The 24,361-nt window shown below is 37.9% G+C and carries 28 protein-coding genes; 11 read left to right on the top strand and 17 right to left on the bottom strand.

The window, feature by feature from the left end; genetic code table 11:
• Positions 1-203 precede the first annotated feature (203 nt).
• The 3 genes from J2S13_RS07805 to J2S13_RS07795 all read right to left on the bottom strand — a co-directional run bounded on the left by J2S13_RS07805 (position 204) and on the right by J2S13_RS07795 (position 2,123).
• The gene (locus tag J2S13_RS07805) at positions 204-344 is read right to left on the bottom strand and encodes a hypothetical protein (RefSeq protein ID WP_307257181.1); all 141 of its coding nucleotides are present in this window, start codon (positions 342-344) and stop codon (positions 204-206) included.
• A gap of 43 nt (positions 345-387) precedes the next feature.
• Complete coding sequence (locus J2S13_RS07800) at positions 388-528, bottom strand: hypothetical protein (RefSeq protein WP_307257180.1); 141 nt, start codon at positions 526-528, stop codon at positions 388-390.
• A 104-nt stretch (positions 529-632) separates the two neighbouring features.
• Positions 633-2,123 (bottom strand): leucyl aminopeptidase, encoded by a 1,491-nt coding sequence (locus tag J2S13_RS07795; RefSeq protein ID WP_307257179.1) that lies wholly within the window; start codon positions 2,121-2,123, stop codon positions 633-635.
• A gap of 134 nt (positions 2,124-2,257) precedes the next feature.
• Between J2S13_RS07795 and J2S13_RS07790 the strand changes: the two genes are divergently transcribed.
• On the top strand, positions 2,258-3,064 hold the full coding sequence (locus J2S13_RS07790; RefSeq protein WP_307257184.1) for a cobalamin-binding protein: 807 nt from the start codon (positions 2,258-2,260) through the stop codon (positions 3,062-3,064).
• A 34-nt stretch (positions 3,065-3,098) separates the two neighbouring features.
• On the opposite strand, the gene spsC is transcribed toward J2S13_RS07790, so the two are convergent.
• Complete coding sequence (gene spsC / locus J2S13_RS07785) at positions 3,099-3,752, bottom strand: stationary phase survival protein SpsC (protein WP_307257178.1); 654 nt, start codon at positions 3,750-3,752, stop codon at positions 3,099-3,101.
• 238 nt (positions 3,753-3,990) lie between these two features.
• Positions 3,991-4,314, bottom strand: a complete 324-nt coding sequence (locus J2S13_RS07780) for a YuiB family protein (RefSeq protein ID WP_370873986.1) — start codon at positions 4,312-4,314, stop codon at positions 3,991-3,993.
• Positions 4,315-4,514: 200 nt separating this feature from the next.
• On the opposite strand from J2S13_RS07780, the gene J2S13_RS07775 reads away from it, so the two are divergent.
• Positions 4,515-4,646 carry a YuiA family protein gene (locus J2S13_RS07775; RefSeq protein WP_307257176.1) on the top strand — a complete coding sequence of 44 codons (132 nt, stop codon included), beginning with the start codon at positions 4,515-4,517 and terminating at the stop codon, positions 4,644-4,646.
• Positions 4,647-5,148: 502 nt separating this feature from the next.
• On the top strand, positions 5,149-6,147 hold the full coding sequence (locus tag J2S13_RS07770) for an NAD(P)/FAD-dependent oxidoreductase (protein ID WP_307257175.1): 999 nt from the start codon (positions 5,149-5,151) through the stop codon (positions 6,145-6,147).
• A gap of 128 nt (positions 6,148-6,275) precedes the next feature.
• Here the strand turns inward: J2S13_RS07770 and J2S13_RS07765 are convergent, their stop codons facing one another.
• Entirely contained in the window at positions 6,276-6,638 is a 363-nt protein-coding gene (locus J2S13_RS07765) for a HesB/IscA family protein (protein ID WP_307257174.1), read from the bottom strand.
• A gap of 241 nt (positions 6,639-6,879) precedes the next feature.
• Here J2S13_RS07765 and J2S13_RS07760 point away from each other — a divergent pair, with 241 nt between their 5' ends.
• Positions 6,880-7,575 carry a DUF2225 domain-containing protein gene (locus J2S13_RS07760; RefSeq protein ID WP_307257173.1) on the top strand — a complete coding sequence of 232 codons (696 nt, stop codon included), beginning with the start codon at positions 6,880-6,882 and terminating at the stop codon, positions 7,573-7,575.
• 277 nt (positions 7,576-7,852) lie between these two features.
• On the opposite strand, the gene J2S13_RS07755 is transcribed toward J2S13_RS07760, so the two are convergent.
• Entirely contained in the window at positions 7,853-8,089 is a 237-nt protein-coding gene (locus J2S13_RS07755; RefSeq protein ID WP_307257172.1) for a YuzB family protein, read from the bottom strand.
• Between the two features lie 845 nt (positions 8,090-8,934).
• Here J2S13_RS07755 and J2S13_RS07750 point away from each other — a divergent pair.
• On the top strand, positions 8,935-10,002 hold the full coding sequence (locus tag J2S13_RS07750) for an NAD(P)/FAD-dependent oxidoreductase (RefSeq protein WP_307257171.1): 1,068 nt from the start codon (positions 8,935-8,937) through the stop codon (positions 10,000-10,002).
• Positions 10,003-10,374: 372 nt separating this feature from the next.
• On the opposite strand, the gene J2S13_RS07745 is transcribed toward J2S13_RS07750, so the two are convergent.
• Complete coding sequence (locus tag J2S13_RS07745) at positions 10,375-10,698, bottom strand: YuzD family protein (protein ID WP_307257170.1); 324 nt, start codon at positions 10,696-10,698, stop codon at positions 10,375-10,377.
• Between the two features lie 112 nt (positions 10,699-10,810).
• Between J2S13_RS07745 and J2S13_RS07740 the strand changes: the two genes are divergently transcribed.
• Complete coding sequence (locus J2S13_RS07740; protein ID WP_370873984.1) at positions 10,811-11,104, top strand: NifU family protein; 294 nt, start codon at positions 10,811-10,813, stop codon at positions 11,102-11,104.
• Positions 11,105-11,164: 60 nt separating this feature from the next.
• Here the strand turns inward: J2S13_RS07740 and J2S13_RS07735 are convergent, their stop codons facing one another.
• A complete protein-coding gene (locus J2S13_RS07735; protein ID WP_307257169.1) occupies positions 11,165-12,142 on the bottom strand; it encodes a 2-hydroxyacid dehydrogenase in 978 nt (325 codons plus the stop codon).
• 75 nt (positions 12,143-12,217) lie between these two features.
• Positions 12,218-13,225, bottom strand: coding sequence for a spore coat putative kinase YutH (yutH, locus tag J2S13_RS07730; protein WP_307257168.1), 1,008 nt, complete (start codon positions 13,223-13,225; stop codon positions 12,218-12,220).
• 200 nt (positions 13,226-13,425) lie between these two features.
• On the opposite strand from yutH, the gene J2S13_RS07725 reads away from it, so the two are divergent.
• Complete coding sequence (locus tag J2S13_RS07725) at positions 13,426-13,932, top strand: phosphatidylglycerophosphatase A family protein (RefSeq protein WP_307257167.1); 507 nt, start codon at positions 13,426-13,428, stop codon at positions 13,930-13,932.
• Between the two features lie 457 nt (positions 13,933-14,389).
• Here J2S13_RS07725 and nucF read toward each other — a convergent pair whose 3' ends face one another.
• Together nucF and hepT are read right to left on the bottom strand one after the other, a co-directional pair.
• Positions 14,390-15,154: a 5' nucleotidase NucF gene (gene nucF, locus J2S13_RS07720; protein ID WP_307257166.1), complete on the bottom strand. Its 765-nt coding sequence runs from the start codon at positions 15,152-15,154 to the stop codon at positions 14,390-14,392.
• Positions 15,155-15,224: 70 nt separating this feature from the next.
• The gene (gene hepT, locus J2S13_RS07715; RefSeq protein ID WP_307257165.1) at positions 15,225-15,662 is read right to left on the bottom strand and encodes a type VII toxin-antitoxin system HepT family RNase toxin; all 438 of its coding nucleotides are present in this window, start codon (positions 15,660-15,662) and stop codon (positions 15,225-15,227) included.
• Between the two features lie 139 nt (positions 15,663-15,801).
• Between hepT and J2S13_RS07710 the strand changes: the two genes are divergently transcribed.
• Positions 15,802-16,068: a DUF3055 domain-containing protein gene (locus J2S13_RS07710; protein WP_307257164.1), complete on the top strand. Its 267-nt coding sequence runs from the start codon at positions 15,802-15,804 to the stop codon at positions 16,066-16,068.
• Between the two features lie 73 nt (positions 16,069-16,141).
• Entirely contained in the window at positions 16,142-16,456 is a 315-nt protein-coding gene (locus J2S13_RS07705) for a cytosolic protein (protein WP_307257163.1), read from the top strand.
• A gap of 19 nt (positions 16,457-16,475) precedes the next feature.
• Here the strand turns inward: J2S13_RS07705 and J2S13_RS07700 are convergent, their stop codons facing one another.
• Complete coding sequence (locus J2S13_RS07700; protein WP_307257162.1) at positions 16,476-16,751, bottom strand: YutD family protein; 276 nt, start codon at positions 16,749-16,751, stop codon at positions 16,476-16,478.
• Positions 16,752-16,954: 203 nt separating this feature from the next.
• Here J2S13_RS07700 and J2S13_RS07695 point away from each other — a divergent pair, with 203 nt between their 5' ends.
• Positions 16,955-17,626 (top strand): YhcN/YlaJ family sporulation lipoprotein, encoded by a 672-nt coding sequence (locus tag J2S13_RS07695; RefSeq protein ID WP_307257161.1) that lies wholly within the window; start codon positions 16,955-16,957, stop codon positions 17,624-17,626.
• A gap of 660 nt (positions 17,627-18,286) precedes the next feature.
• Here the strand turns inward: J2S13_RS07695 and lipA are convergent.
• Positions 18,287-19,210 (bottom strand): lipoyl synthase, encoded by a 924-nt coding sequence (gene lipA / locus J2S13_RS07690; RefSeq protein ID WP_307257160.1) that lies wholly within the window; start codon positions 19,208-19,210, stop codon positions 18,287-18,289.
• A gap of 380 nt (positions 19,211-19,590) precedes the next feature.
• Here lipA and J2S13_RS07685 point away from each other — a divergent pair, with 380 nt between their 5' ends.
• A complete protein-coding gene (locus J2S13_RS07685; protein ID WP_307257159.1) occupies positions 19,591-20,592 on the top strand; it encodes a M23 family metallopeptidase in 1,002 nt (333 codons plus the stop codon).
• Between the two features lie 54 nt (positions 20,593-20,646).
• On the opposite strand, the gene J2S13_RS07680 is transcribed toward J2S13_RS07685, so the two are convergent.
• The 3 genes from J2S13_RS07680 to J2S13_RS07670 all read right to left on the bottom strand — a co-directional run bounded on the left by J2S13_RS07680 (position 20,647) and on the right by J2S13_RS07670 (position 24,304).
• A complete protein-coding gene (locus J2S13_RS07680; RefSeq protein ID WP_307257158.1) occupies positions 20,647-20,760 on the bottom strand; it encodes a methionine/alanine import family NSS transporter small subunit in 114 nt (37 codons plus the stop codon).
• Between the two features lies 1 nt (position 20,761).
• Positions 20,762-22,276 carry a sodium-dependent transporter gene (locus J2S13_RS07675; RefSeq protein ID WP_307257157.1) on the bottom strand — a complete coding sequence of 505 codons (1,515 nt, stop codon included), beginning with the start codon at positions 22,274-22,276 and terminating at the stop codon, positions 20,762-20,764.
• A 453-nt stretch (positions 22,277-22,729) separates the two neighbouring features.
• A complete protein-coding gene (locus tag J2S13_RS07670; RefSeq protein WP_307257156.1) occupies positions 22,730-24,304 on the bottom strand; it encodes a Na+/H+ antiporter NhaC family protein in 1,575 nt (524 codons plus the stop codon).
• Positions 24,305-24,361: the final 57 nt, after the last annotated feature.

Here is a 24,361-nt window from a genome sequence, read left to right as displayed (position 1 = left end):
TGCACTACTTCTCGTGGATCTACTTTTCTCCTGTTCCTTCTTTTACACCTTTCTTGATTTGACTATTTCCCATTCTCTTTTGATCATTTCCCATGGGGATTTGCACTACTCACCGGCTTTTTTGCACTTGTTCTTTGCTTATTTGAACATTTCCCTCCGTATTTGACTATTTCCCGCGTTTTTTTGCACTACTTCTCGTGGATCTACTTTTCTCCTGTTCCTTCTTTTACACCTTTCTTGATTTGACTATTTCCCATTCTCTTTTGATCATTTCCCATGAGGATTTGCACTACTCTCCGGCTTTTTTGCGCTTGTTCTTTGCTTATTTGAACATTTCCCTCCATATTTGACCATTTCCCGCGTTTTTTTGCACTACTTCTCGTGAATCTAGTTTTCTCCCGTTCCTTCTTTTACACCTTTCTTGATTTGACCATTTCCCATTCTCTTTTGATCATTTCCCATGGGGATTTGCACTACTCTCCGGCTTTTTTGCGCTTGTTCTTTGCTTATTTGAACATTTCCCTCCATATTTGACTATTTCCCGCGTTTTTTTGCGCCCTCTATTCCTTCTACTACTATGCACAAAGAAAAAAAGGGAAACTCCGGTTATCGGGGTTCCCCTTTCACTATCCTTACTGATTAAATTGAGAAACAAAATGGGCCAATGTTCGCACCATCACACCTGTTGCGCCTGATGGACCAAGTGGATATTCTTTGTTTGTAGTGGCGGTCCCTGCGATATCGAGATGAACCCAAGGTGTGTTTTCTGCAAATTCTCCAATAAAGGCGCCGGCCATAATCGCATGTCCTTCACGACCCGGGGAATTATTTAAATCGGCTATTTTGCTGTTGCGAACACGTTCTTTATCTTTTTCAGTGTATGGCAAACGCCAAATAAATTCTCCGGCCTCATGGGAAGCTTCTAATATTTGTTCAAATAGTTCTTCATTATTCGTAAGGGCTCCGGTTTTATCTAATCCTAATGCAACAATGACTCCTCCTGTTAAAGTGGCAATATCGATTAAATAATTGGCCCCATGATGTTTCGCATATGTAATCGCATCTGCTAAAACTAAACGTCCCTCTGCATCTGTGTTTAACACTTCGATCGTTTTTCCATTCATCGAAGTGATTACATCATCTGGCTTAAATGCACGTTCACTAATGACATTATCCGTTGCTGGAATGACGGCGACAACGTTTTGCTCAGGACGCAATTCTCCGATCACTTCCATTGCTCCTAATACGGCGGCAGCACCCCCCATATCTGTCTTCATTCCGACGATACCAGCTTTCGATTTGATGGAATATCCGCCCGTATCAAAGGTAATCCCTTTTCCAACGAGTCCAATGACATCTTCCCATTGTTGTTTTCCTTGATATTTAATGGTGATCATTTTGGGAGGATTACTAGATCCTTGATTGACAGCTAAAAACGCTCCCATTCCTAATTTTTCAATCTCTTCTTTTTCTAAAATTTCTACTTCGAAAGCATATTTTTTTCCTAATTCTACAGCATAATTTGCTAATTCTTCAGCGGTTAATAAATTGCTAGGAATATTGACAAGTGTTCTAGCAGAATTTGTTCCTTTAGCAAAAGCGTTGCCTATTTTGAGTGAATCCGTTAGCTCTGAAACTTCTTCCCTCGAGTACACTTCGATTTCCTTAACGGCTCGATCCCTAGTTTGGGCCTTTTGTTTATAACCATAAAATTGATAGGTAGATAAATGGAAAGCTTCACTTAATGCTCTAGCAGCATCGAATACATCGATCGATTCCGTGATAAAAGAATCTAGGTAAACACCTACTTTTTCTGCATTTTTCACCTTTTTAAAAGCGTTGCCAAACACTTCTTTTAATTGTTCAAATGAAAGTTGTTTTTCTTTACCTAAGCCAATGAACACCACTTTTTTTGCGGGAATTTTTCCGAAAGAATATACGGTTGTCACGGCATTTCTTTTAGCTGATAATTCCCCTTCCTTTACTAAATCGGTTAATTGTCCCGAAAAGGCATCATCTAATGGTTGTAATATTCCTTCAAATTTTACTGGTTTTTCAAAAACCCCTATGAATAAACATGACGATTCATGTTGAAAAGGGTCAAGTTGATTTACTTTAAACATATTCCCACCTCCATTCTTCATTATAGCTGAAAAACCTCATTACTTCGTGTTTCAAAATATTTTTCTTACACAATTCTTATAGGTTCCTATGCTATACTATGGTTGATATTCTTAAAGCGGAGGTGCGAGTGTATATGCGAATTGTCTCCATCTGCCCTAGCAATACAGAATTGGTTGGATTTTTGGGTCTAACCGATCAATTAGTTGGTGTAGATAATTATTCAGATTGGCCTGAAAGTGTCAATCTTTTACCACGGCTCGGATCTGATTTGGACATTAATATGGATGAATTAGAAAAGTTAAACCCAGATATCGTCCTTGCATCCTTAAGTGTCCCTGGAATGGAAAAAAATATTGAACGATTGAAAGAAAGAAATTTACCTTATATTGTGACCAATCCTCAATCATTCGAAGAAATTGGGGAATCATTAAAAGAAGTTGGAAAAGTTTGTGGCGCTTTGGAGAAAGCAGAAGAATTCGTAGAAATTTATTTACGTCAATTATCTTTATTTAAACAAGCAGCACAGGAAATCAGGGAAAAACCAACATTATATTGGGAATGGTGGCCAAAGCCCGTTTTCTCTCCTGGAAAAATCAATTGGTTAACGGAACTCAGTGAAGCGGCTGGTGCCATGAACCTATTCGCTGATCAAGATACATCCAGTCATAAGACGGAGTGGTCAGAGGTCCTTGAAAAGAATCCAGACTATATTCTACTTGCTTGGGTCGGGGTTCGAACGGAAAAAATAAACCCAGCCATCGTGAAGAAAAGACCTGGTTGGACAGAACTTCCTGCTGTAAAGAATCATAAAATTTTTGTGATGGAAGAGGAACTATACTGCCGACCGTCACCACGGTTAATAAAAGGGTTGCATCAATTAGGAACCCGATTGCATCCTGAAGTATATAAGGATATTCCGCTCCATTCGATCTTTGGTTAAATTACAAAATGAAAGCGTGTTGCCAGCACGCTTTTTACTCATCTTTCGTTTTGATATACTGTTCTCGAAAGACTTGCATCGCTTCATCTTCATTTAATAGTTTCAACTGTTCTTCTGTTAAAGTACCGTTTCCTTTTTTTACGACGTATACCTCTACCGTTTTCTTGCCCCATTCATCGTAAACATCTTTTACTGTTTCATAATATAGGTCGATTTTATGCCCTTTTATCGCACTACCCGTATCCGCCACAACCCCATAACCATAATTTGGAACAAACAAAATCGTCCCGATCGGGAAAACATTCGTATCCGCTGCAATAGTAGAATATAAATCTCTTTTTACTTTCACACCAGAATAAGTGATCCCATAGCCAGGGTGATTAGGTGTTTTCCCTGTTGATTCGATCCCCGCTGTATAGCCAGTGGCTAACACGGTTGCCTTCGGATAAACGGACCAATTCATCTCCTCTTCTAATTTCCTTTGTTCTGGCAACCTATTTTTTGCTAAAAGGGCAGAGGGATCCTTTTCAAAATGTGAATAACGCTCCGACGTTTTTTTCCCTTGAAAAAATTTATTTATTAATACACTTGCTTCCACTCCTGATACTGCTTCATATGTTGATAATATCGCAGCCAAAAACAAGATTGTCATGAGAAGACGCTTTGCCATTTTTGGTAAATTTCCCATTTTTAATATCATTCCTCCCAAATTTAGTCGTTTCCAAACTTGGGGGATTTTATTCAAAAAGAAAAAATGCCAAAGCGCCGCAGGTCTGACATACGATTTCGTAGTTTTCGACTGAGATATAGGAAACACTTTGAGGCAGTGCACGAGCTGATGTTGACTTATCGTAGGAATATCCACAGTTTTTAATTTTAATTTTTCCTAAACAGTAAAAAAAGACCTACTAAAATAAAGTAGAGTCTTAAAACATCCGGTATCCTTTTTTTCGAAGAATTCTCATCGTAGTCCCTGAGACGATGGCTCCAGCCAATCCACTTAGTACAATTAAAATATCCGGAACTTTTAATGACGTAATCTTTGTTCCTAATATACGAAATGCTTCACTCGTATTTGTGAAGTAATCCCATGTACTGATTCCATCAATTAAAATAATGGTCACAATCGGAAAGAGAAAAGCCATGATCCAAGTCATACGTAATAACATATTTAAAATAAAGCCAATTCCAAAAAATAAAACAAAAAACAATAGCATCGATATTAATAAAACTGCGATATGCATAAGGATCCACCTCCCTCGACACAAAAATAAGTGTACTGAATGTTTCAATTTCCGTCAACAAAATAGTACAAAATAGCGAGAAATACACAGGAATGTCATAAGTTATTCAAATACCCTTTTATATTGGAAAAAATTATTATTGCCAAAAGGGGGTAAAAAATGTTATATTATCAGAAAATTCAATAAATTATAAAGGAGTGGAACATATGAAAACTGAAACAAAACAAAAAGAATGCACCTATTGTTCAGGTAGTGGATATTTTCAACTCCTATTAGGCGGTTCTGAAACTTGCCGACATTGTGAAGGAAATGGAAAAGAAAACGTAGAGGAAGCTTAAAATATTTAAAGCCGGGATCCCTAACCTTTTTAAACGGATTCCGGCTTTATTTTGTTCATCGAAAACAAAATCTCTCCTTTCAAGTCTGGCTTTAAACTCGAATGGATGATTCCATTTGGTGTCGCTTCTTTGATCTCTATAGCAATCCAAAACTCTATCCCTTATTACTGAAGAAAGGAAACAGCGTATTGGACTAAATCATAAGATCTTTCCCTAGTTTTTTAGTAAGGGGAAAAATGAGGATTCTTCTATTTATTAAAAATGATTCTGGCTCTTCCCTGATTTTGCCATATGAAAATAGGAGCAGTTCCTATTCCTCTCGTAACGTGGCAAGAAGCTAAGCGGAAAGAAAATAACCTGGAAAACATGGGGACGGTCATACTTTTCAAAGGTTTGTCACATTCGTTTCAGTTGCTCCAAAATAAGAAGCAAATTTTAGGTGATCCGCATTGTACTGTGATAAAATGATGTTAACTTTTCGAATATGATTGGAGGTATTTCTTTGAGAGAGGATCAAAAGGTATATGATATTACGATTATCGGCGGAGGACCTGTCGGCTTATTTACAGCGTTTTATGGTGGATTGAGAAAGGCGAGCGTCAAAATTATCGAAAGCCTTCCACATCTTGGTGGCCAATTATCCGCCCTTTATCCGGAAAAATATATTTATGATGTAGCCGGGTTTCCTAAAGTAAAAGCCCAAGAGTTAGTTGACCGCTTAAAAGAACAAATGTCTCAATTCGAAACAACCGTATGCCTGAAGCAATCTGTCGAAAACATCGAAAAGATAGAAGATCAAGTGATTAAGCTAACGACAGATCAAGAAATACATTATAGTAAAACGATTATTATTACAGCAGGAAATGGTGCCTTCCAACCACGGAAACTAGAAATTGAAACTGCAAGCCAATTTGAAGAGCAAAACCTTCATTATTTTATTACCGATTTGCAAAAGTTTAAAGATCGACGTGTCCTCATTTGTGGAGGTGGAGATTCCGCTGTCGATTGGGCCTTGATGCTTGAACCTATTGCCAAACAAGTGACGATCGTCCATCGTCGTGATAAATTCCGGGCACATGAACATAGTGTGGAACAATTACTTTCCTCTAAAGTGGCCGTAAAAACGCCATTCACCCCAACAAAACTTATAGGTGATGAAAACGGAATTAAAGAAGTACAATTGGAAGAAGTTCGTGGGGATCAATTGGAAACGATTCCAGTGGATGATGTCATTGTGAATTACGGTTTTGTCTCCTCCCTTGGTCCGATGAAAAATTGGGGACTTGAAATTTCGAAAAATTCAATTATCGTCAACTCCAAAATGGAAACAAATATCGAAGGGGTTTATGCCGCTGGTGATGTTTGTACATATGATGGGAAAGTCAAACTCATTGCATCCGGTTTTGGTGAAGCGCCAACAGCAGTTAATAACGCCAAAGCATACATGGACCCGAAAGCAAGAGTCCAGCCTCTTCATAGTACATCGATTTTTGAACAATAAAATAAAAGGGCTCTAAAGAAAAGTCAGTCATCCTGCTCTTCTGAAGAGTCCCTCATTGGTCAAAATATTAAAGGCATAACACCTGAATTTTATTTGATGCTTGCAAACACGGTCATTTTTTCAGACGATTAGCATTCCTCAGGCTTACCCGTATTTGTCGCTGTTCGGAACGATGATCCACAGCCACATGATGCAATCGCATTTGGATTGTCAATGGTGAAGCCGCCACCTAACATGGATTGTTTATAATCGATCACTGTTCCTTTTAAAATGGCCGCACTTTCCTCATCGACTAGAATGGAAATTCCATGTTGTTCTAGCTGTTGATCGCCTTCATTTTTTTCATGGTCAAATCCCATTCCATAGGATAAGCCACTACATCCGCCCCCTTTAATGGCGACACGTAGGAAAGCCCCCTCTTCTTCATTATGCTTCATCATTTCTTTCACTTGTGATGCCGCAGCTTCCGTAATTGTAATGAGTTCACTCATCATTTTTCCCTCCGTTCTATCATACTTTATGCTAAGCAACCCGCTTTTTTACCTATGTTTTTACCTTATTATAATTATAAACATTGTTTATTGTGCACTCAACTAACATGCTTCAACCTCCCTATCCATCATATAGGATGATTTTCCTGATGAACTTCCTATTTAATCATTCTTTTTTCTCATATTTATGATTATAATAGGGTCATAAGTCCTTTTTAATAAAATGAAGGGGGCCAATAAAATGGACGAAATTACCCCGCTTTATGGAAAAAAAGAAAAATGTTTATTTTGTCATAAGTCTTTTATCACAAACAAAGTCCGGTCACGTTTTATAAAGGTAATCGGTCACGACACTGACCTTTGTCCCATTTATGAAAACAATGACATCAACCCGCTTTTTTATAATGTTAAAGTGTGCCCTCATTGTGGTTTCTCCTTTACGGAGGATTTTTCACCCTATTTTTCACCGAACACAAAGGGGCAAATTGAAGCTCATGTATGTGCCCAGTGGGTCCCACAGGAGAAATATGAGAAGGAGAGAAACATACAGGTTGCTATTAACAGCTATAAATTAGCCGCTTATTGCGCAAATTTAAAAAAAGAAAAACATATTACGATTGCAGGGCTATTGTTAAGAACGGCCTGGCTCTATCGTGAATTAAAAAATGAAAAACAAGAAACACGCTTTTTAAAATTAGCCGCCGACCATTATTATGAATCCTATATGGCAGATGATTTTACAGGAACACAAATGACTGATGTAAAAGTTCTATATTTAATCGGGGAGTTGAACAAAAGAATCGGGAAATGGGAAAAAGCGAGCACCTATTTTTCAAAAGTGATTGAAAAGCAAAGGTATTCAACCGAAAAAAGAATCATTGAAATGGCCCGCGAACAATGGTACGAACTGAGGGATACGATGAAAGAGGTTAAATAATAAGTTATGGAAGAAACAAAAGCGCAAGCGCCGCAGGTCTGGCGTACGGATTTCGCAAGTTTCGACTGAGATAAAGGAAACGAGAGTGAGGTAGTACACGAGCTAATGTTGACTTATCGGAGGGAGAAAACGGGAAAATTTTCTAGACGTGGACAACATTGTTAGGTTATGCACAGTACTAAAATTTTTAGTATCCTAAACAAAAAATCAGGCTACCCTATATACCTTAAGAGATAGCCTGGTTTAAAGTTTGTCCATTGTAAATGAACAGATTTCATTAAAACATAGGGTTTTCTTCCAAATACTCATAAATATTTTTAACAAGCTCCTCTGGTGTATCTCCATCTACCGGCTCCCCGTTCACAACAGCGTACAGATTTTCCGCACAACGACTGCAATAACTGCAACAGCCATACTCAATCACATCTAAATTCGAATCTTTTTCTAATATCTCAAGTGCTTTCTGAGCACCATTTGCCAAATTACTAATACAAAATTCAATTAATGGTTTCAATTCATCTCACCTCACAAAAACTATTGTACTATTAGTCACCCTTTGGTTAAAGAATAAAGATCATTTTTTTAGTTTTTTCAACAATTTTTTCAAAGAACAAAAGCAAAAATGCTTCAGGTCTGAGTACGGATTTCGCAAGTTTCGACTGAGATAAAAGAAACACTGCGAGGCCCTTCTCGAGCTGATGTTGACTTATCGGAGGGAGAATACGGAGAAATTCGCTAGACGATAGGCGCTGGAGCTAGAGGAGACAAATGCGGAAGCGCCTCGCTCATCGGCGTACGGATTTCGCAAGTTTCGACTGAGATAAAGGAAACACTGCGAGGCCCTTCCCGAGCTGATGTTGACTTATCGGAGGGAGAATACGGAGAAATTCGCTAGACGATAGGCGCTGGAGCTGAGGAGACCACATTTAAAAAAGTGACCCACCGTTCTTTATTTTTAGAGTTTCCTATACCAAGAATAAAAACAGCCAAATGCTGTTGTGTATTATTCATTCTTTCGATATACTTCATAATGGAATAGTAAATAAAAAAGTGAGGCACTGTTCAGCTACGATATGCAAAAGAACTGCCTTGACGTGGCGTATTTTGTCACAGAAAGGATGTGCTTTTGACCTCGAGTAGCTAGGAGCCACAGCTAGATTAAAAATGCGAGGCGACTGTTCAGGGGCGACAAGCATCTGATCAGCCTTGTCGTCGCGTACTTTGCGACAGAAAGGCAGAGCAGATGACCTCGAGCCACTAGGAGCCACAGCTAGATTAAAGGGTTTATTTTTTTGTAAGGGATTTTTTCTAGAGGGATTTTTTCCATCAAAAGCATTAAGCAAAAGGGGAAATAATAATATGAAACATTTAGTGTTACTTGGAGGGGGATATGGGAATATGCGCGTTCTGCTGCGCTTATTGCCAAACCAGTTGCCTGATGATGTTACCATTACTCTAGTTGATAAGGTACCGTATCACTGTTTGAAAACGGAGTATTATGCTCTAGCCGCTGGGACTATTTCTGATCAACATATTCGTGTTCCATTTCCAGAACATCCACGCCTGAATCAAGTCTTTGCAGAAGTAACTAATATTGATATTGAAAATCAACAGATTATCTGTAAAGATTCCGAACCTATTCACTTTGATGATTTAGTGATTGGTTTAGGCTGTGAAGACAAATTCCATAATGTTCCGGGTGCTGAAGAATACTCTCTTACCATTCAAACGATTGGAAAAGCAAGAGTGTCTTACCAACATTTATCCAATATGCCAGCAGGTTCGATTGTTGGAATAGTTGGAGCAGGATTAAGTGGAATCGAATTGGCCAGTGAGCTTCATGAGAGCCGTCCAGATTTGGACATCAAATTATTTGACCGTGGTACACGAATTTTATCCGCTTTTCCAGAGCGTCTTAGTAAGTATATTCATGAATGGTTTACAGACCATGGCGTAGAAGTAGTGAATAATGCCAATATTACAAAAGTTGAACCTGGTCTTCTCTATAATCACGAGGATCCAGTTCAATGTGATGCCATTGTTTGGACAGCCGGAATTCAACCTAGTAAGGTCGTCCGTGAAATGGATGTAGAAAAAGATCGTTCAGGCCGCGTTGTTCTAACAAAGTATCATAATATTCCTGAACATGAAAATGTATATGTCGTGGGTGATTGCGCAAGTCTACCACATGCTCCAAGTGCGCAACTAGCTGAAGGACAAGCGGAGCAAATTGTGCAAGTCCTGCAAAAACGTTGGAACGGTGACCCACTTCCAGACGAACTTCCAGAAATCAAACTTAAGGGCATTTTAGGTTCTTTAGGTAAAAAACAAGGATTTGGATTTGTAGCCGATCGCGCGATTACCGGTCGTCTAGCCCGCCTTATGAAATCTGGAGTACTTTGGTTATACAAATATCATAACGGATAAATTTCTAAATGGGGTTTTCTCAAAAAGAGCCTGTCTCCGCAAAATTTCTAATCAAAATAAATTGGAATGTGGAGCCATCGCAAACTTTTGGGATGACCCTATTTTTCGTTACTGCTTGGGTGTGCGTTTCTTGGGAAATGATCATTTCCCAAGTGCTTTTGCTTATTTCCCAGAAGGTTTTGCGTTACTTCTGAAGTTATTTGCGCTACTTCCGGGGTTATTTGCACATTTCCCAGAATATATGACTATTTCCCGCCATTTTTTGCGTTACTTCTCCCAATTTGCACAACTTCGCCTATCCTGCTCTTGTTCACTGATAGTCCCCTATTTTTACAAATCTTGCCCGTTCATCCCGCATCTTCTCTGATAACCTCATTCACTACGGTATCCGTATTTTTCCATCTCTGCATAAATCGCTTTTAATCTTGGGTTTCCTTCTCCTACGATTTGTTCTTCTATTAATACGACGGGGTAGAACATATCTTCGTCGATGATTTTTTGGCAGAAGGATTTTTTTAGTTCATCTTCTTGTGGTTGATGAATATCTACATAAGATATTTTGAAAGGTTGATTTGGAAATTTCCGCGAAACAGCGGCCTCAATCCATTCGTATGTTTCTTTTGATGATGGTGAATTCACACAACTTGCACAAACGACCTCTGCACCGTAAATGATAATTTCCACCTGTTTATCCATGTTGACATCCTTTCAGCTCTCTTTTTTCACGTTCATTTTTTTAGCTTTACATTAGTGTACACGAAAATAAGAAAATTCGAAATAAAAATATTTCAAAAGACAATCGACTCGAATGGATTTTTTATTTAATACTCTTTATAATAGAAATAGTAGAAAGGAGTCGATAAGTATGTCTGACCAACAAATGACCGAGCAAGTACAAGAAGTATTAGATAAATTACGGCCGTTCTTACTTCGCGATGGCGGAGACTGTGAACTTGTCGATGTAGAAGATGGAATTGTAAAGCTACGTCTTTTAGGGGCATGCGGAAGTTGCCCGAGTTCTACCATTACTCTTAAAGCCGGAATCGAACGCGCTCTTTTAGAAGAAGTTCCAGGTGTTTTGGAAGTAGAACAAGTTTTCTAAGTCTATTTTTATACAGAAGACTATTAACTCCCTCAACATCTATGTTTGAGGGAGTTATTTTTATAACATGATTTGTTTATTTACAAGTGTATGTGGGATTTTTTCTTTTAATATTTGATCAATGTTTGAGCAGCTTAATTGAATCATTCTCATTCTAGTCTCAACCGATGAACTTCCGATATGGGGAAGTGCGACCACATTAGGAAGAGTCAGCAATGGATGTGTTTCATCAATCGGCTCTTTCTCGAACACGTCTAAGCCTGCCCCACCGATTACTCCATTCTTTACTGCTTCATATAAATCCTGTTCATTGACGATAGGACCTCTTCCTACATTGATAAAAATCGCGTCCTTTTTCATCATATTAAATTGCTCTTTTTGAAACATTCCTTCCGTCTCAGGAGTCAAAGGAGCTAAGCAAACGACAAAATCAGCTGTTCTTAATAGTTCTTCAAACGAACAGTATTTGGCGCCAATCTCTTCTTCTACTTCGATTTTTCGTGTACGGTTATGATATAAAATATTCATATCAAAGCCTTTCGCACGTTTTGCTACTTTGGATCCAATTTTCCCCATGCCGACAATTCCAAGCGTTTTATGATGAATATCTTTTCCAGCTAATAAAAAAGGAGACCAACTTTTCCATTGACCATTTTGAATATATTTTTCCGCTTCTATCATCCGTCTAGCGGTTACCATCAGCAAAGCAAATGTTAAATCTGCCGTTGTATCTGTTAATACATCCGGAGTATTGCATACGGCTACCCCATATTTCGTCGCCGTTTCCACATCGACATTATCATATCCAACTGCACAATTGGCAATGACTTTTAACTGTTTAGCATTCGCAATCAATTCCTCATCAATCTTTTCGGTAATCATCGTTAATAATGCATCGACATTTTTAGATTTTTCCAATAATATCTCTCGTGGAATAGGAACATCTTCCTCTTCCCACATGTCGATATGATATTGATTTTTTAAATCCTTTATCGCTGCATCAGGTAATTTTCTCGTGATTAAAATAATAGGTTTCACCGCTCCATCCTCCCTCTCCTTGCCATCTTTTTGTTTATTTTACCATATTGAGTCTTTGGCAAGAAGACACTCATTTTAGTGTAGCCATGCAATCAACGGAATCCGATATTGGCGTACGGGGACATTCGCTATTTCGTAAAAGAGTGCGAGAAAATGTTCATAATCTGTCGCATCTCTTATTGCTCGATCTAATTGCTCTTCTAATTGCTTTTTCGTCTGGGTCTCTGTGGTTAAAAAATAATCTTCTATACATTCAAAATAATGGAGTGGAAATAATAATCTTGCATAAATTAATCTCCATGAAAAAGCGGATAATGATCGTAATGATTGGTATTCATTCAAAAAGGTTTGGATATCCTGCCGGTAAATTCGTGAATGACTCCAATAGGTTGATCGAATCCATTCAGCTAGATCCCGACCTGGATGATCAAACACCCAGTCTAGGGGATTGCGAATGAATAAATCATCTCCCCATGATTTACGATGAAAACGGTCATGGCAAATAGTACCTGAATCCACTTCTTGAGGCTGTTCATCTATTTCAGTATCCACTATATATTGAATGGCATTTTCCGCAAGCCCCATATAATAGGGATAGGACTTAACGAACATCTCTTCAAATGAATCTTCAGGATGCTGACGGATAATCTGATGAAATAAGCTTTCTAATTGTTCAAGCCTTTGTTCCCATAAATATTTCCATTGACCGATGCGGCTTGCATGCTGAATATTTTCATTCATATATTGACCTCTATTGTGAAATCTGGCCAACTTCCTTCCATAACGAATCGAAGCGGGGCTTGGGATCCGATTATTTTTTAACACAACATAATCTGCTTCATTTACCGTCATTAAAAAACGACCGTCTTTATTTGAAACAAAAGTTGAAACAGATGGATCTCCCTTTGCCATTAAATGATTAGACATTTTGTGTAATTCTGCTAATAATTCTTGTTCCCAGTTGGTCACATTACTAATAGTATATAGAAACCCTTTGGAACTGTATCTTAAATCAACTCCATCTTGCAAAACGTCTTCAATTTTTACACCGTAATGTCTTTCTAATAAATGGTGTAATTCCACCTGAACAACCCCCTTTTATTGGATTTTATTTCAAAAGATATTATCATATATATGAGCCATCTTTTAATTCTAGTTATCATTCACGTATTGATCGTGTTTTGCCTGCTAAATCGAATGATGAATCCTTCGAAAATCGCATAAATACTCTTTGTTTCACATAACCTTAAATACAAGCATGAAGAAAGAAAAGGTGATCAAGAATGAATGGAAAAAGTGATAGCCCCATGGATTTAACTGAAAAAACCGCCCGAAAATGGTTAACAGATCGAGGAGTCAAAATTGAAGATATTGCCGAACTCGTCATGTTTCTTCAAAATAAGTATCATCCTGACTTAAAAATGGAAGAGTGTATTGAAAATGTAGAACGGGTATTGGGAAAACGGGAAGTTCAAAATGCCATTATTACCGGAATTCAAATGGATATTTTGGCGGAAAAGAAGATGTTAGAAGAACCTCTTCAATCTATTATTGAAACGGATGAGGGGTTATATGGTGTTGATGAAATACTTGCTTTCTCGATTGTAAATGTGTACGGTTCCATTGGGTTCACAAATTATGGATATATAGATAAACAAAAACCTGGAATTTTAGATCGTTTAAATGATAAATCAACCGGTGAGGTCCACACCTTTTTAGATGATATTGTCGGTGCAATTGCGGCCGCCGCTTCCAGTCGCTTAGCCCATAGAGCAGCAAATACCGAATGAAAACAAATGCGGAAGCGCCTTGTTCATCGTCGTTCGGATTTCGTAGTCTTTGACTGAGATAAAGGAAACACAGCGAGATGGTTTTGCGAGCTGATGTTGACTTATCGGAGGGAAAAGACGGAGAAATACGCTAGACGATAGGCACTGGAGCTGGATGAAAACAAATGCGGAAGGGCCTTGTCCATCGGCGTACGGATTTCGTAGTCTTTGACTGAGATAAAGGAAACACAGCGAGACGGTTTTGCGAGTTGATGTTGACTTATCGGAGGGAAAAGACGGAGAAATACGCTAGACGATAGGCACTGGAGCTGGATGAAAACAAATGCGGAAGCATGATAACATTTTTCAAGGGTGACCCTCAGTTCTAATTTTTTTAGTTGCTAAATAGAACAAAATGCCAGGAATCCTCTACTCATTTCTAGGAAAGGAACCTGGCACTTTGTTTTCACACAAACTATTATACCGACCATTCATCTAGATTTTGAATGGCATAGGTCGGTTGGATTGAATATTGTTTTAAGTGTTCTGGCGTTGTGACTCCCGTGTGAACTAATAATGTATCCAGTCCAGCATGAATACCCGCGAGAATATCTGTTTTATAATTATCCCCTACCATTAAGGTTTCTTCTTTAGACGTTCCTAATGTTTTTAATGCTTGCTCCATGATGATTGCCTCTGGTTTTCCAATGAAAATAGGTTCTGTCTCGGTGGATACGGAAATCATAGCTGTTATCGAACCATTTCCAGGTAGAAGTCCTCTTTCTGTTGGAATGACAATATCTCCATTCGTCGAAATAAAAGTGGCTCCATTTCTTATACCTATACAAGCCAAGGTCAATTTTTCATAATTGATTTCCCGGTCAATTCCCACCACAACAAAATCTGGCTTTTCATCTACAAATGTAAATCCTTTTTGTGTAAGAGCTTCACGAATTCCTTCTTCCCCAATAACAAAAACAGTTGCTGCTGGCTTTCTTTCATACATAAAGTTCGCTGTTGCCATTGAAGTGGTAAAGATTTGTTCAGGTGTTGCTGGTATATTAAAAGTCGTCAATTTCTCTGCTACTTGTTCTTTTGTTCGGGAAGAATTATTGGTGACAAATAAATAGGGAATCTTTGCTTGAATTAATCGTGAAATAAAATGTTCCGCTTCTTTAATTTTCTCCGTTCCACGATAAATTGTTCCATCTAGGTCAATTAGGTACCCTTTATATTTTTTCATAAAACAACCTCCATAATTTCTTCCATCGTTTGAAATAAAAATGAACAAAACGCCTTCAAAAATGAAAGCGTCATCTTTTAAAAGCTGAAACAGGTCCAAGTTCATTCGTTAAATAATCTCTTACTTTCGTTGGAAACTGTTTGACTTCATCTAAGTTCTCTTTAAATACATTCTCTATTTCGGAATGGTCTATTTTCGTATAATGTTGAACAATTTCTTTTCGGAAACCAATGACCTTTTTTAATGCTGCTGAAAGTTCATCTGTCACTACTTTTTCATCTGTTAAAATATCGACAATATCTTCATAACTCCCAGGGTCACGCATGATAAATCCATCGATCATTGAATTTCCAACATCCAGAATCGATTCAATTACCGTATGTATGATTCGCTCTAATGCCGCTTTCTCAATCGCTGTGTTCCATTCTTTCTGACTAGTAAATGTCTCTAATTGTATTTCAAGAAATTGAAGTGTTTCTTCCATTTTATCTCGGTCAATAAAATACATTTCGCTACACCCCTCCATTTTTACTTTTCCTCACCTTCTTATTTTACCACATATTTTTCCTCACAATCACTATTCAATGGAGATGCATAGTTGAACATGCTAAAATAGCTTTTAAGTATGAATTTTTGCGGAGGTGAGGATGATGGACAGGTTTTTTTTATATGATGAAAAGGAACAAACGAAAACTCGCTTTGTTAGTTTTATGGGAGAACATCAACGTTTTGATTTAGCTATTACTCAAACAGATCGGTATTATGGGAAGAAATTAGTGTTAAACCTTCAGGGGAATCGCTATGCTATTATTGGTCAGGATGATTTAGAAGAACCAGGTTATTTAGAGTCGGTATTTCAATTAGACGACGAAGATGCAGCCGAGCTCCGGGACTTTTTATTTGAAGTGATTTAATTATTGCATCCTTTTCTCCCTAATACGCATACTACAAGTGAAAGGTTGATTTCTTTCACGGAGGTGCAGAACCATGAACGGTAAGCATAATTTAAGGGAAAATCAAGAAGAATATACAGATGTTTCGAATGTCGAAACGATGAGGAATTTTTTAACAAGTGAAGAACTTCCAGAAGGTGCATATGGTGCGCCACAGGGAAAAGAAGAGCCAGTAGAAAATAAATCGACCCCTTGGGAAGAGGGACAACGTTTTCACAATCCATTTGGTTATGAAAATAAAACCCTTCACCAAAATTTACCGAGACAAATGGACGGGGCACACCCTCCACATGATGACCCAGAACGTGATAATCAACGACCATATACAAATGTCGAACATGGAAATTAATAGGTCAGGTAACACTGACCTATTTTTTTACTTTTTTTAAGACGAAGTAGGCACATCCAAAGTTACAATATTCATACAAATACTCTTTCATTGTGCTTATTTTTGTATCAAAACTTGCCTTTTGGTTATGATCTTCAAAAAAACCCTTTAAACGCAGTTGATTATATCCCCAATCCCCAACGACATAATCATATTTCGTTAAGATCTCACTATATCGACTGCGAAAATCATCTTCTTTAAACCCATTCCTATAATCCTCAACCAGTTCATAGCAGTGGTGGTTAATACAAATCATCCTTACACCCCTTTCGATCTCATGATGTATATATACATTTGTTCTTTTTTACCATACAAAATAAAAATGCCCCTTTATTATACCATACTGGAATTGAAAAAAACTTAGGTTGGTATGGTCTTTCTGCTTTTTCACTTTGGAATGAATTACTAAGGGAAATTGAAAAAAATGTGGTCATCCTACTTATTAGGGAGGTGCAAGTCATGAAAAAATCATTGATTACTGCTAGTTTTCTAAGTATTGCTTTATTGGTCGGATGTAATACGAATGATATGGCAGACCAGCCGGGTATCTACCAGCAAAACGGCAATACTTTAAATGTTAGTGACCGCGAAGATTTATATAATGATCGTGCGGACAATAACATTATGACAGAAAATCGTTCTGAAAAATTTGGATATGTCAGGCAACAAAAAAGCCCTGTTCAAGGGGAAAATGTTTCTTATAAAAATATGCACACGATGGATCGGGAGCAAGTCGCTGATTCTATTAGTCGATTAGCGGTAACCATCCCAAATGTTGATGATGCTTCCGTGTTAGTCACAAGTGAAGAAGTCCTTATCGCTTACACTATGGATGCTCAAAATAAGGACAAGCGTGAACGCACAGCCGTTGCCGATCAAGTAAAGAAAACCGCGATGAGTGTTGTGCCACGCTGGTATCATGTCTATGTAACCGATGATCCTCATCTACGACGGGATATTGAGAATATCGCCACAATGGATGCCGGATCCAATAATGTAAAAGCGACGATTGATCAAACCATCGATCGAATGGTCAAAGAATCTCCACAAGGATCCCCAATGAGCCAAGGCGAAAACGAAAACGGGGAAACTAAGGGAGAAAAATATGAAGAAAAGCATAATAAACGATAACTGAATGCACGTCCTGTGGGCTTTAGAGCAATTATTCATATACGGGATCAGCAAGGCTTGCCGGTTTTGCGCATATATCTTCGGGAAATACGCATATATTTTGGGAAATGTGCATATCTCTCAACAATAAGCGCAAATCCTTTTAGAAGCAGTGCATATGGACTTGGGAAATGTGCATATAACCCTGGGAAATTGGCATATCCATTTCGGATGCCTCATTATTTTTTCGGGATCAAAGCTTGCCGGTTTTGCGCATTTATCTTCGGGAAATACGCATATATTTTAGGAAATGTGCATATATTTTAGGAAATGTGCATATCTCTCAAGAATTAGCGCAAATCCTCTTAGAAGTAGTGCATATGTCCTTGGGAAATGTGCATATACCCATGGGAAATAGGCATATCCATTTCCGATGCCTCATTATTTTTTCGGGATCAGGGCTTGCCGGTTTTGCGCATATATCTTCGGGAAATGTGCATATATTTTGGGAAATGTGCATATCTCTCAAGAATTAGCGCAAATCTTCTTAGAAGCAGTGCATATGGACTTGGGAAATGTGCATATAACCATGGGAAATAGGCATATGCCCTAGGGATATGCAATACTCAAAATAACCAAAAAGGGATGTTCCCATCACTGGGACATCCCTTTTTCATCTATTTATGCTTGTTTTTGTTCGACTTCGGCATCGCTTAATTCATGTTTTTTCTTTGCCGCTGAATTGACTTGTTCATCGGCGTGGTAGGAAGAACGGACTAGTGGTCCTGCTTCGCAATGACTGAATCCTTTTATCATGGCTATTTCGCGTAATTCAGCAAATTCATCTGGATGATAATATTTTATAACAGGCAAATGTTTTTTCGATGGCTGTAAATATTGTCCGATTGTGACAATGTCCACTTGATGTGCTCGTAAATCATCTAATGCCTCAACGATCTCTTCCTTCGTCTCCCCTAATCCAATCATAATACTAGATTTCGTTGGGATAGAAGGTTGCATTTCCTTTGCGCGTTGTAAAAATTCTAATGAACGTTCATATGTTGCGCGTGCGCGAACTCTTGGAGAGAGTCTTTTCACAGTTTCAATATTATGATTCAAAATATCTGGACGTGCATCCATCAATGTGTTGAGATTATCATAAATTCCGCCCATATCGGATGGTAATACTTCTATAGAAGTAAATGGACTTTTTCTGCGAATTGCTCGTACCGTTTCAGCGAAAACAGCTGCCCCACCATCTTTTAAATCATCACGTGCAACGGCAGTGATGACGACATGTTTTAAATTCATTAAAGCAACAGAATCTGCCACACGTTCTGGTTCTTTCCAATCAAGTTCTGTTGGCAACCCTGTCTTAACTGCACAGAAACGACAAGCACGTGTACAGACATCCCCAAGAATCATGAAGGTAGCTGTTCGTCTTGCTCCCCAGCATTCGTGGATATTTGGACATTTCGCCTCTTCACATACCGTGTGTAGGCTTTTTTCCCTCATCATTTTCTTCAAACCAGTGTAATTTTTATTCGTGTTTAGCTTTATTTTTAACCAATCCGGTTTCCGTAAATATTCTTCTTTTTTGCTCATTTTCCCATCTCCATTCCTCGGTTGTAAGAAAAGCATAAGCGACAGCTACGGTGAATGAACGATTCTCTTTCGTCAGTAGATTCTGTATATATAGCACTGACAGATTTAACTTCCCGATTTTTTGAATAATTTCCTCGAAACCTTTTCGACAAGTATGATTCACCTAATAAAAAGTATTCTGAGCAAATTTCTTATGTAAAACTTATTTCCCATGATTCTCTTGCCTTTTATGATTAAATATTCTCTTTTGTCACTTTAACATAGGAAAATGGCTAAAACAAGTATTGTTCCTTCATGTTTTCCATTAATTGATCTAAATAAAATGTGGGATTTTTTCTAAAAATATATATAGTGATTTCTTGGTGAAAGGAGAGTTTGGTTTGAAAAAAATTTCTTTCCTCATTTTGCTAACGGTCCTAATTCTTTTCCCACTTAGCGACAGCATTCAAGCAAATGAGCCCCTAACAGATGAACAAAGGAATCAAATAAGGAAAGAACTGTTTCAAAAAATGCAAGCGGCTACCAATATTCCTTGGTATTATTTTGCAGCCATCGATCAATATGAAAGGAATTTGCGATTTGTAAGAAAGGATTTGCCTAAGCCCCAGATGGAAATATCCATCCATTTCTCTGAAGAAAAATGGGCGGGAATCCTTAACCCGAATAAACAAGATACAAATCCAATGACGATCGCCTTTTTTAATGGATTTGGCAGTGACGGAAACGGTGATGGAAAAGCCGATCGTACGAACAATGAAGATATATTAGCAGCTATGGCCAATCACATATTAAAATTTGGAACAGAAGATGAACATATCCGCATGGCCCTATGGAATTATTATCGAAGAGATAAAGCAGTTGGAATCATTATAGGGAATACCAAGATCTATAAGCAATATCAAACATTAAATTTAAATGAAAAATCATTTCCTCTCCCACTCCAACACGATTATAGCTATAAAAATACTTGGGGAGATGCCCGCGGATGGGGAGGAAGAAGAATTCACGAAGGAACTGATATATTTGCCGATTATGGTGTACCTGTTCGCTCTACCTGTTATGGAATTATTGAAATGAAAGGATGGAATCGATATGGTGGATGGCGGATCGGCATAAGGGATATAAATAATACGTATCATTATTTTGCTCATTTAAGCGGATTTGCTAAAGATTTAAAAGTCGGACAAGTAGTCGAACCTGGTATGCTAATTGGAGGCGTTGGAAGTACCGGATATGGTCCTCCAGGTACATCTGGTAAATTTCCACCTCATTTACATTTTGGCATGTACAAAGATAATGGTTCAACAGAGTGGTCATTTGATCCCTTTCCTCACTTAAAGCAATGGGAAAGACAGGAAAAATTAAAAAATCGAAATAAATAAAAACAATTAAGAGGCCCTAGCAAGTAGATGAAATACTAGCTAGGGCCCTCTTCCTTATCCTTGTTTAGCTTGCTTTGCTTTTCTAACGGCATGGGTTACACTGACTCCTAGGCCTCCCCAAATTACGGCAATTCCGACGACCATCATAACGATTGCACTTGTTTCCATATTAAGAGACCTCCTTTTTCTCTACTTCTGATGGAATTTCTAATGTTTGACCTTTCCAACTCTTCATAGAGAGAACAACCCCAATCAAAATCGCCCCTAAAGCGACTGTCCAACCATAGTTAAAAATAAAATTACGTGGGTAATCCCCATAAGCACTAATTAAATTTTGCTTCAAGTTATCATAAGTCATATATCCCAACACAAGTGGAGTGATCACTCCTAAGCAAAGTTTCCACCATCCACCTAGGCGAATATCAGAAATCGCATTGGCATAATTTTGAAGTGGGTTTAGTTGTTTAATATACCATGAAACAAACACTACTTCGACCAATCCTGCAAGTGCTACTCCAAATGTATTAATGAAATAATCGACAACATCTAGGAAGTTCAAGCCGCCCTGAGTTGCATACACAACCGAAATAAGAGCTGCTAATCCTCCACCAACTAATACAGATGTGGTTCTCGATACATTGAACTTATCTTGCACACCAGCAACAAATGTTTCGACGATGGAAATAAGTGAAGTTAGACCTGCAAGTACTAGTGAACCAAAGAACAACACTCCAAAAAATTCATTTGCAAATGGAAATTGATTAATGATTTCAGGGAATACGGCAAAGGCTAAAATAACCCCACTTTCTACTACTTGATCAACAGGAACACCTTGTTGTGCCGCCATAAATCCTAATGCTGAGAATACTCCGATCCCAGCTAATAATTCAAATGATGAGTTACTAAATCCTGTAATAAATGCGTTATTCGTAATATCGGATTTCTTTGGTAAATAGCTTGAATAAGTAATCATGATGGCAAAACCAATGGATAAACTAAAGAATATTTGTCCGTAGGCCGCAATCCATACGGTTCCATTTGATAGTGCTGACCAATCCGGTTTAAAGAATGTATTAAGACCTTCTATCGCTCCATCTAATGTTAAAGCACGAACAACAATGATTAAAAATAATGTAACAAGTAAAGGAATCATCACTTTATTTGCTTTTTCAATTCCTTTTTTAACTCCTGCAAATAAAACTCCTAAAGCTACAATCCAAACGATCACTAGTGGGATGAATACCCCTGGTACCATATCGCCGAATTTTCCGGCATCTGTTACTTGTAAATAATCACCGATTAGGAAGCTTTTCGGGTCTTTCCCCCAACCTAAATTAAATGAAAAAACGGCATATGACATTGCCCAAGCGATGATGACCGAATAATAAGTAGCAATAAAAAACGAAATCGCTACTTGCCACCACCCTAACCATTCACTACCTTTACTTAAACGGGCAAAAGTTAGTGGAGATGATCCGCGATATTTATGCCCTAAAGTGAACTCCATTACAAGTAGTGGAATACCTGCAGTTAGTAAGGCAAATAAATATGGTAGGAAAAAGGCACCTCCTCCATTCTCATAAGCCACAGCTGGGAAGCGCCAAATATTTCCTAATCCAATCGCGGACCCAACTGCTGCTAAAATAAACCCTGCTCTTGTCCCCCATTCTGGACGCTGACTCATAATGTGACCCCCTTATAGTCTAAAATGCCATAATTTAAATATTTTATATTTTCTGATAATTTAAACTATCTATTACTAGTATACTACGCTTTAAATATAAGTAAAAGTGTATTTTTTAAAGTTTCAGAAAATTATTGTTTATTTTTTTATTATACTATCTATTTTCAAAATCTTGTAAAATAAACCTCCTTATTTCAAGTTAAATCCATCTTTATAATAAGGCTTTAATGAGGTGCATCGCTATATTGATAAAAGAATTATTTCATAAAATACGATCTGAATATACACTCTCCCCTTAGTTTAGTTATAAATTCCGAGAAAATAATGATCTGAAACCATAAATTAAAGACAGCCTCGTAAGTAAGAGTACTTACTAAAGGACTGCCTTTTTTTGTAAACTATCTGTTTAATTAGGATAAATGACTGACTTCATTCGTCATAGACTAGCATTCATTAAACGGTTTCTGAAATCGTGGTTCTACTTGTCCTCTTTAAAATAATCGTAACGATGGCTAAGATGACCATGACAATCAGAAGAGAAAGCCATGCATTATCGGTAAATCCAAGAACAATATAGCCAATACCCGAAATCGCCGCTACCATAATGGCATAAGGCAATTGGGTCATCACGTGATCAATATGATTGGCCCCTGCTCCTGTTGAAGAAAGAATCGTCGTATCAGAAATAGGTGAACAATGATCTCCAAAAACGGCTCCTGCTAAAACGGCTGCCATGGCTGGTAAAAGAAGGTCGATATCTGTAGTGGCTGCTATTTCACCTGCAATCGGTAATAAAATTCCGAATGATCCCCAAGATGTCCCCGTTGAAAATGCCATAATCCCTGCAACAATGAATAAAATAACAGGAAGAAACGAAACATCCATATTAGATTTTTCAACGATTCCAGCTAAATACGTACCGGTTTTTAGTTGATCGATTAACGTGATGATAGTCCAGGCAAATAATAAAATATAGACGGCGGGTAGCATGGACTTAATTCCTTCCCAAACTCCTTTAAAAAATACTTTCCCCTGAACCCCTTTGTAAATCATACTTTGACGTAAAAACATCAAGATTGAAATAAATAAACCAAAGAGACCGCCAAATACAAGCGATTTTGCTACATCCGTATTTTCAAAGAGCTTGAGTAGGGTCACTTTTCCCTCTGTTGCTTCAAAACCTGTCCACATCATCGCAGAAACGGTTCCAACGACTAATGCTAGGATCGGCCAAATGAGATCTCCTACTTTCCCTTTTGTACTTACAGGAAGATCGTCTTTTAATTCACCTGGAACGGTCGTATTTGGAGGTAATACTTCACCTGTTTGAATCGCACGTTCTTCATGTTTTTTCATATTTCCAAATTCAATTTCAGTAAATGCCACAATAAAGACAAATGCCAATGTAACCCAAACGTAAAAATTCATTGGGATCATGGATAAAAAGGCTGAAAAGGCACTGATTTCGCTAACTTGATGCGCGGCCAAAACGGTCCCTAATATTCCAATAATATACGCTCCCCAACTCGAGATGGGTGAAACTACACATATTGGAGCAGACGTAGAATCAATAATATAAGCTAATTTTGCACGAGAAACTCGTTGGCGATCCGTAATTGGGCGGGAAATTTGTCCAACAGCCAATGCATTGAAATAATCATCAATAAAAATAATCATTCCCAGAATGGCAGACAAAATTTGAGCTCCTGTTCTCGTCTTCACTCTTTTTGTTGCCCACTCTCCAAAAGCTCTACTACCTCCAGATATATTAATAAAAGCGGTAATAACTCCTAAAATCAATAAAAATAGCAAAATATAAATATTCCATGTATTTAGTTCACCATCAGATACAAATATTCCCTTCACTGCATCCCATAAATAGGTGAACATTTCTCCCAAATTAAATTTCCCCAAGATCAGGGCAGCAGAAATGATTCCGACTCCTAATGACAATAATACACGTCTCGTTAAAATAACCATAATGATGGCTAATAAAGGTGGTAAAAGTGAGTAAATAGTGTTTTCCATTTTTTCTCCTCCTACCGATGAAAAAGAGGAACGTTTTAAGAAAGCGACAATAACTAA

The organism is Oikeobacillus pervagus (assembly GCF_030813365.1).
GTDB classification, from domain to species: Bacteria; Bacillota; Bacilli; order Bacillales; family DSM-23947; genus Oikeobacillus; species Oikeobacillus pervagus.
This window is presented reverse-complemented; position numbering and strand designations above follow the sequence as displayed.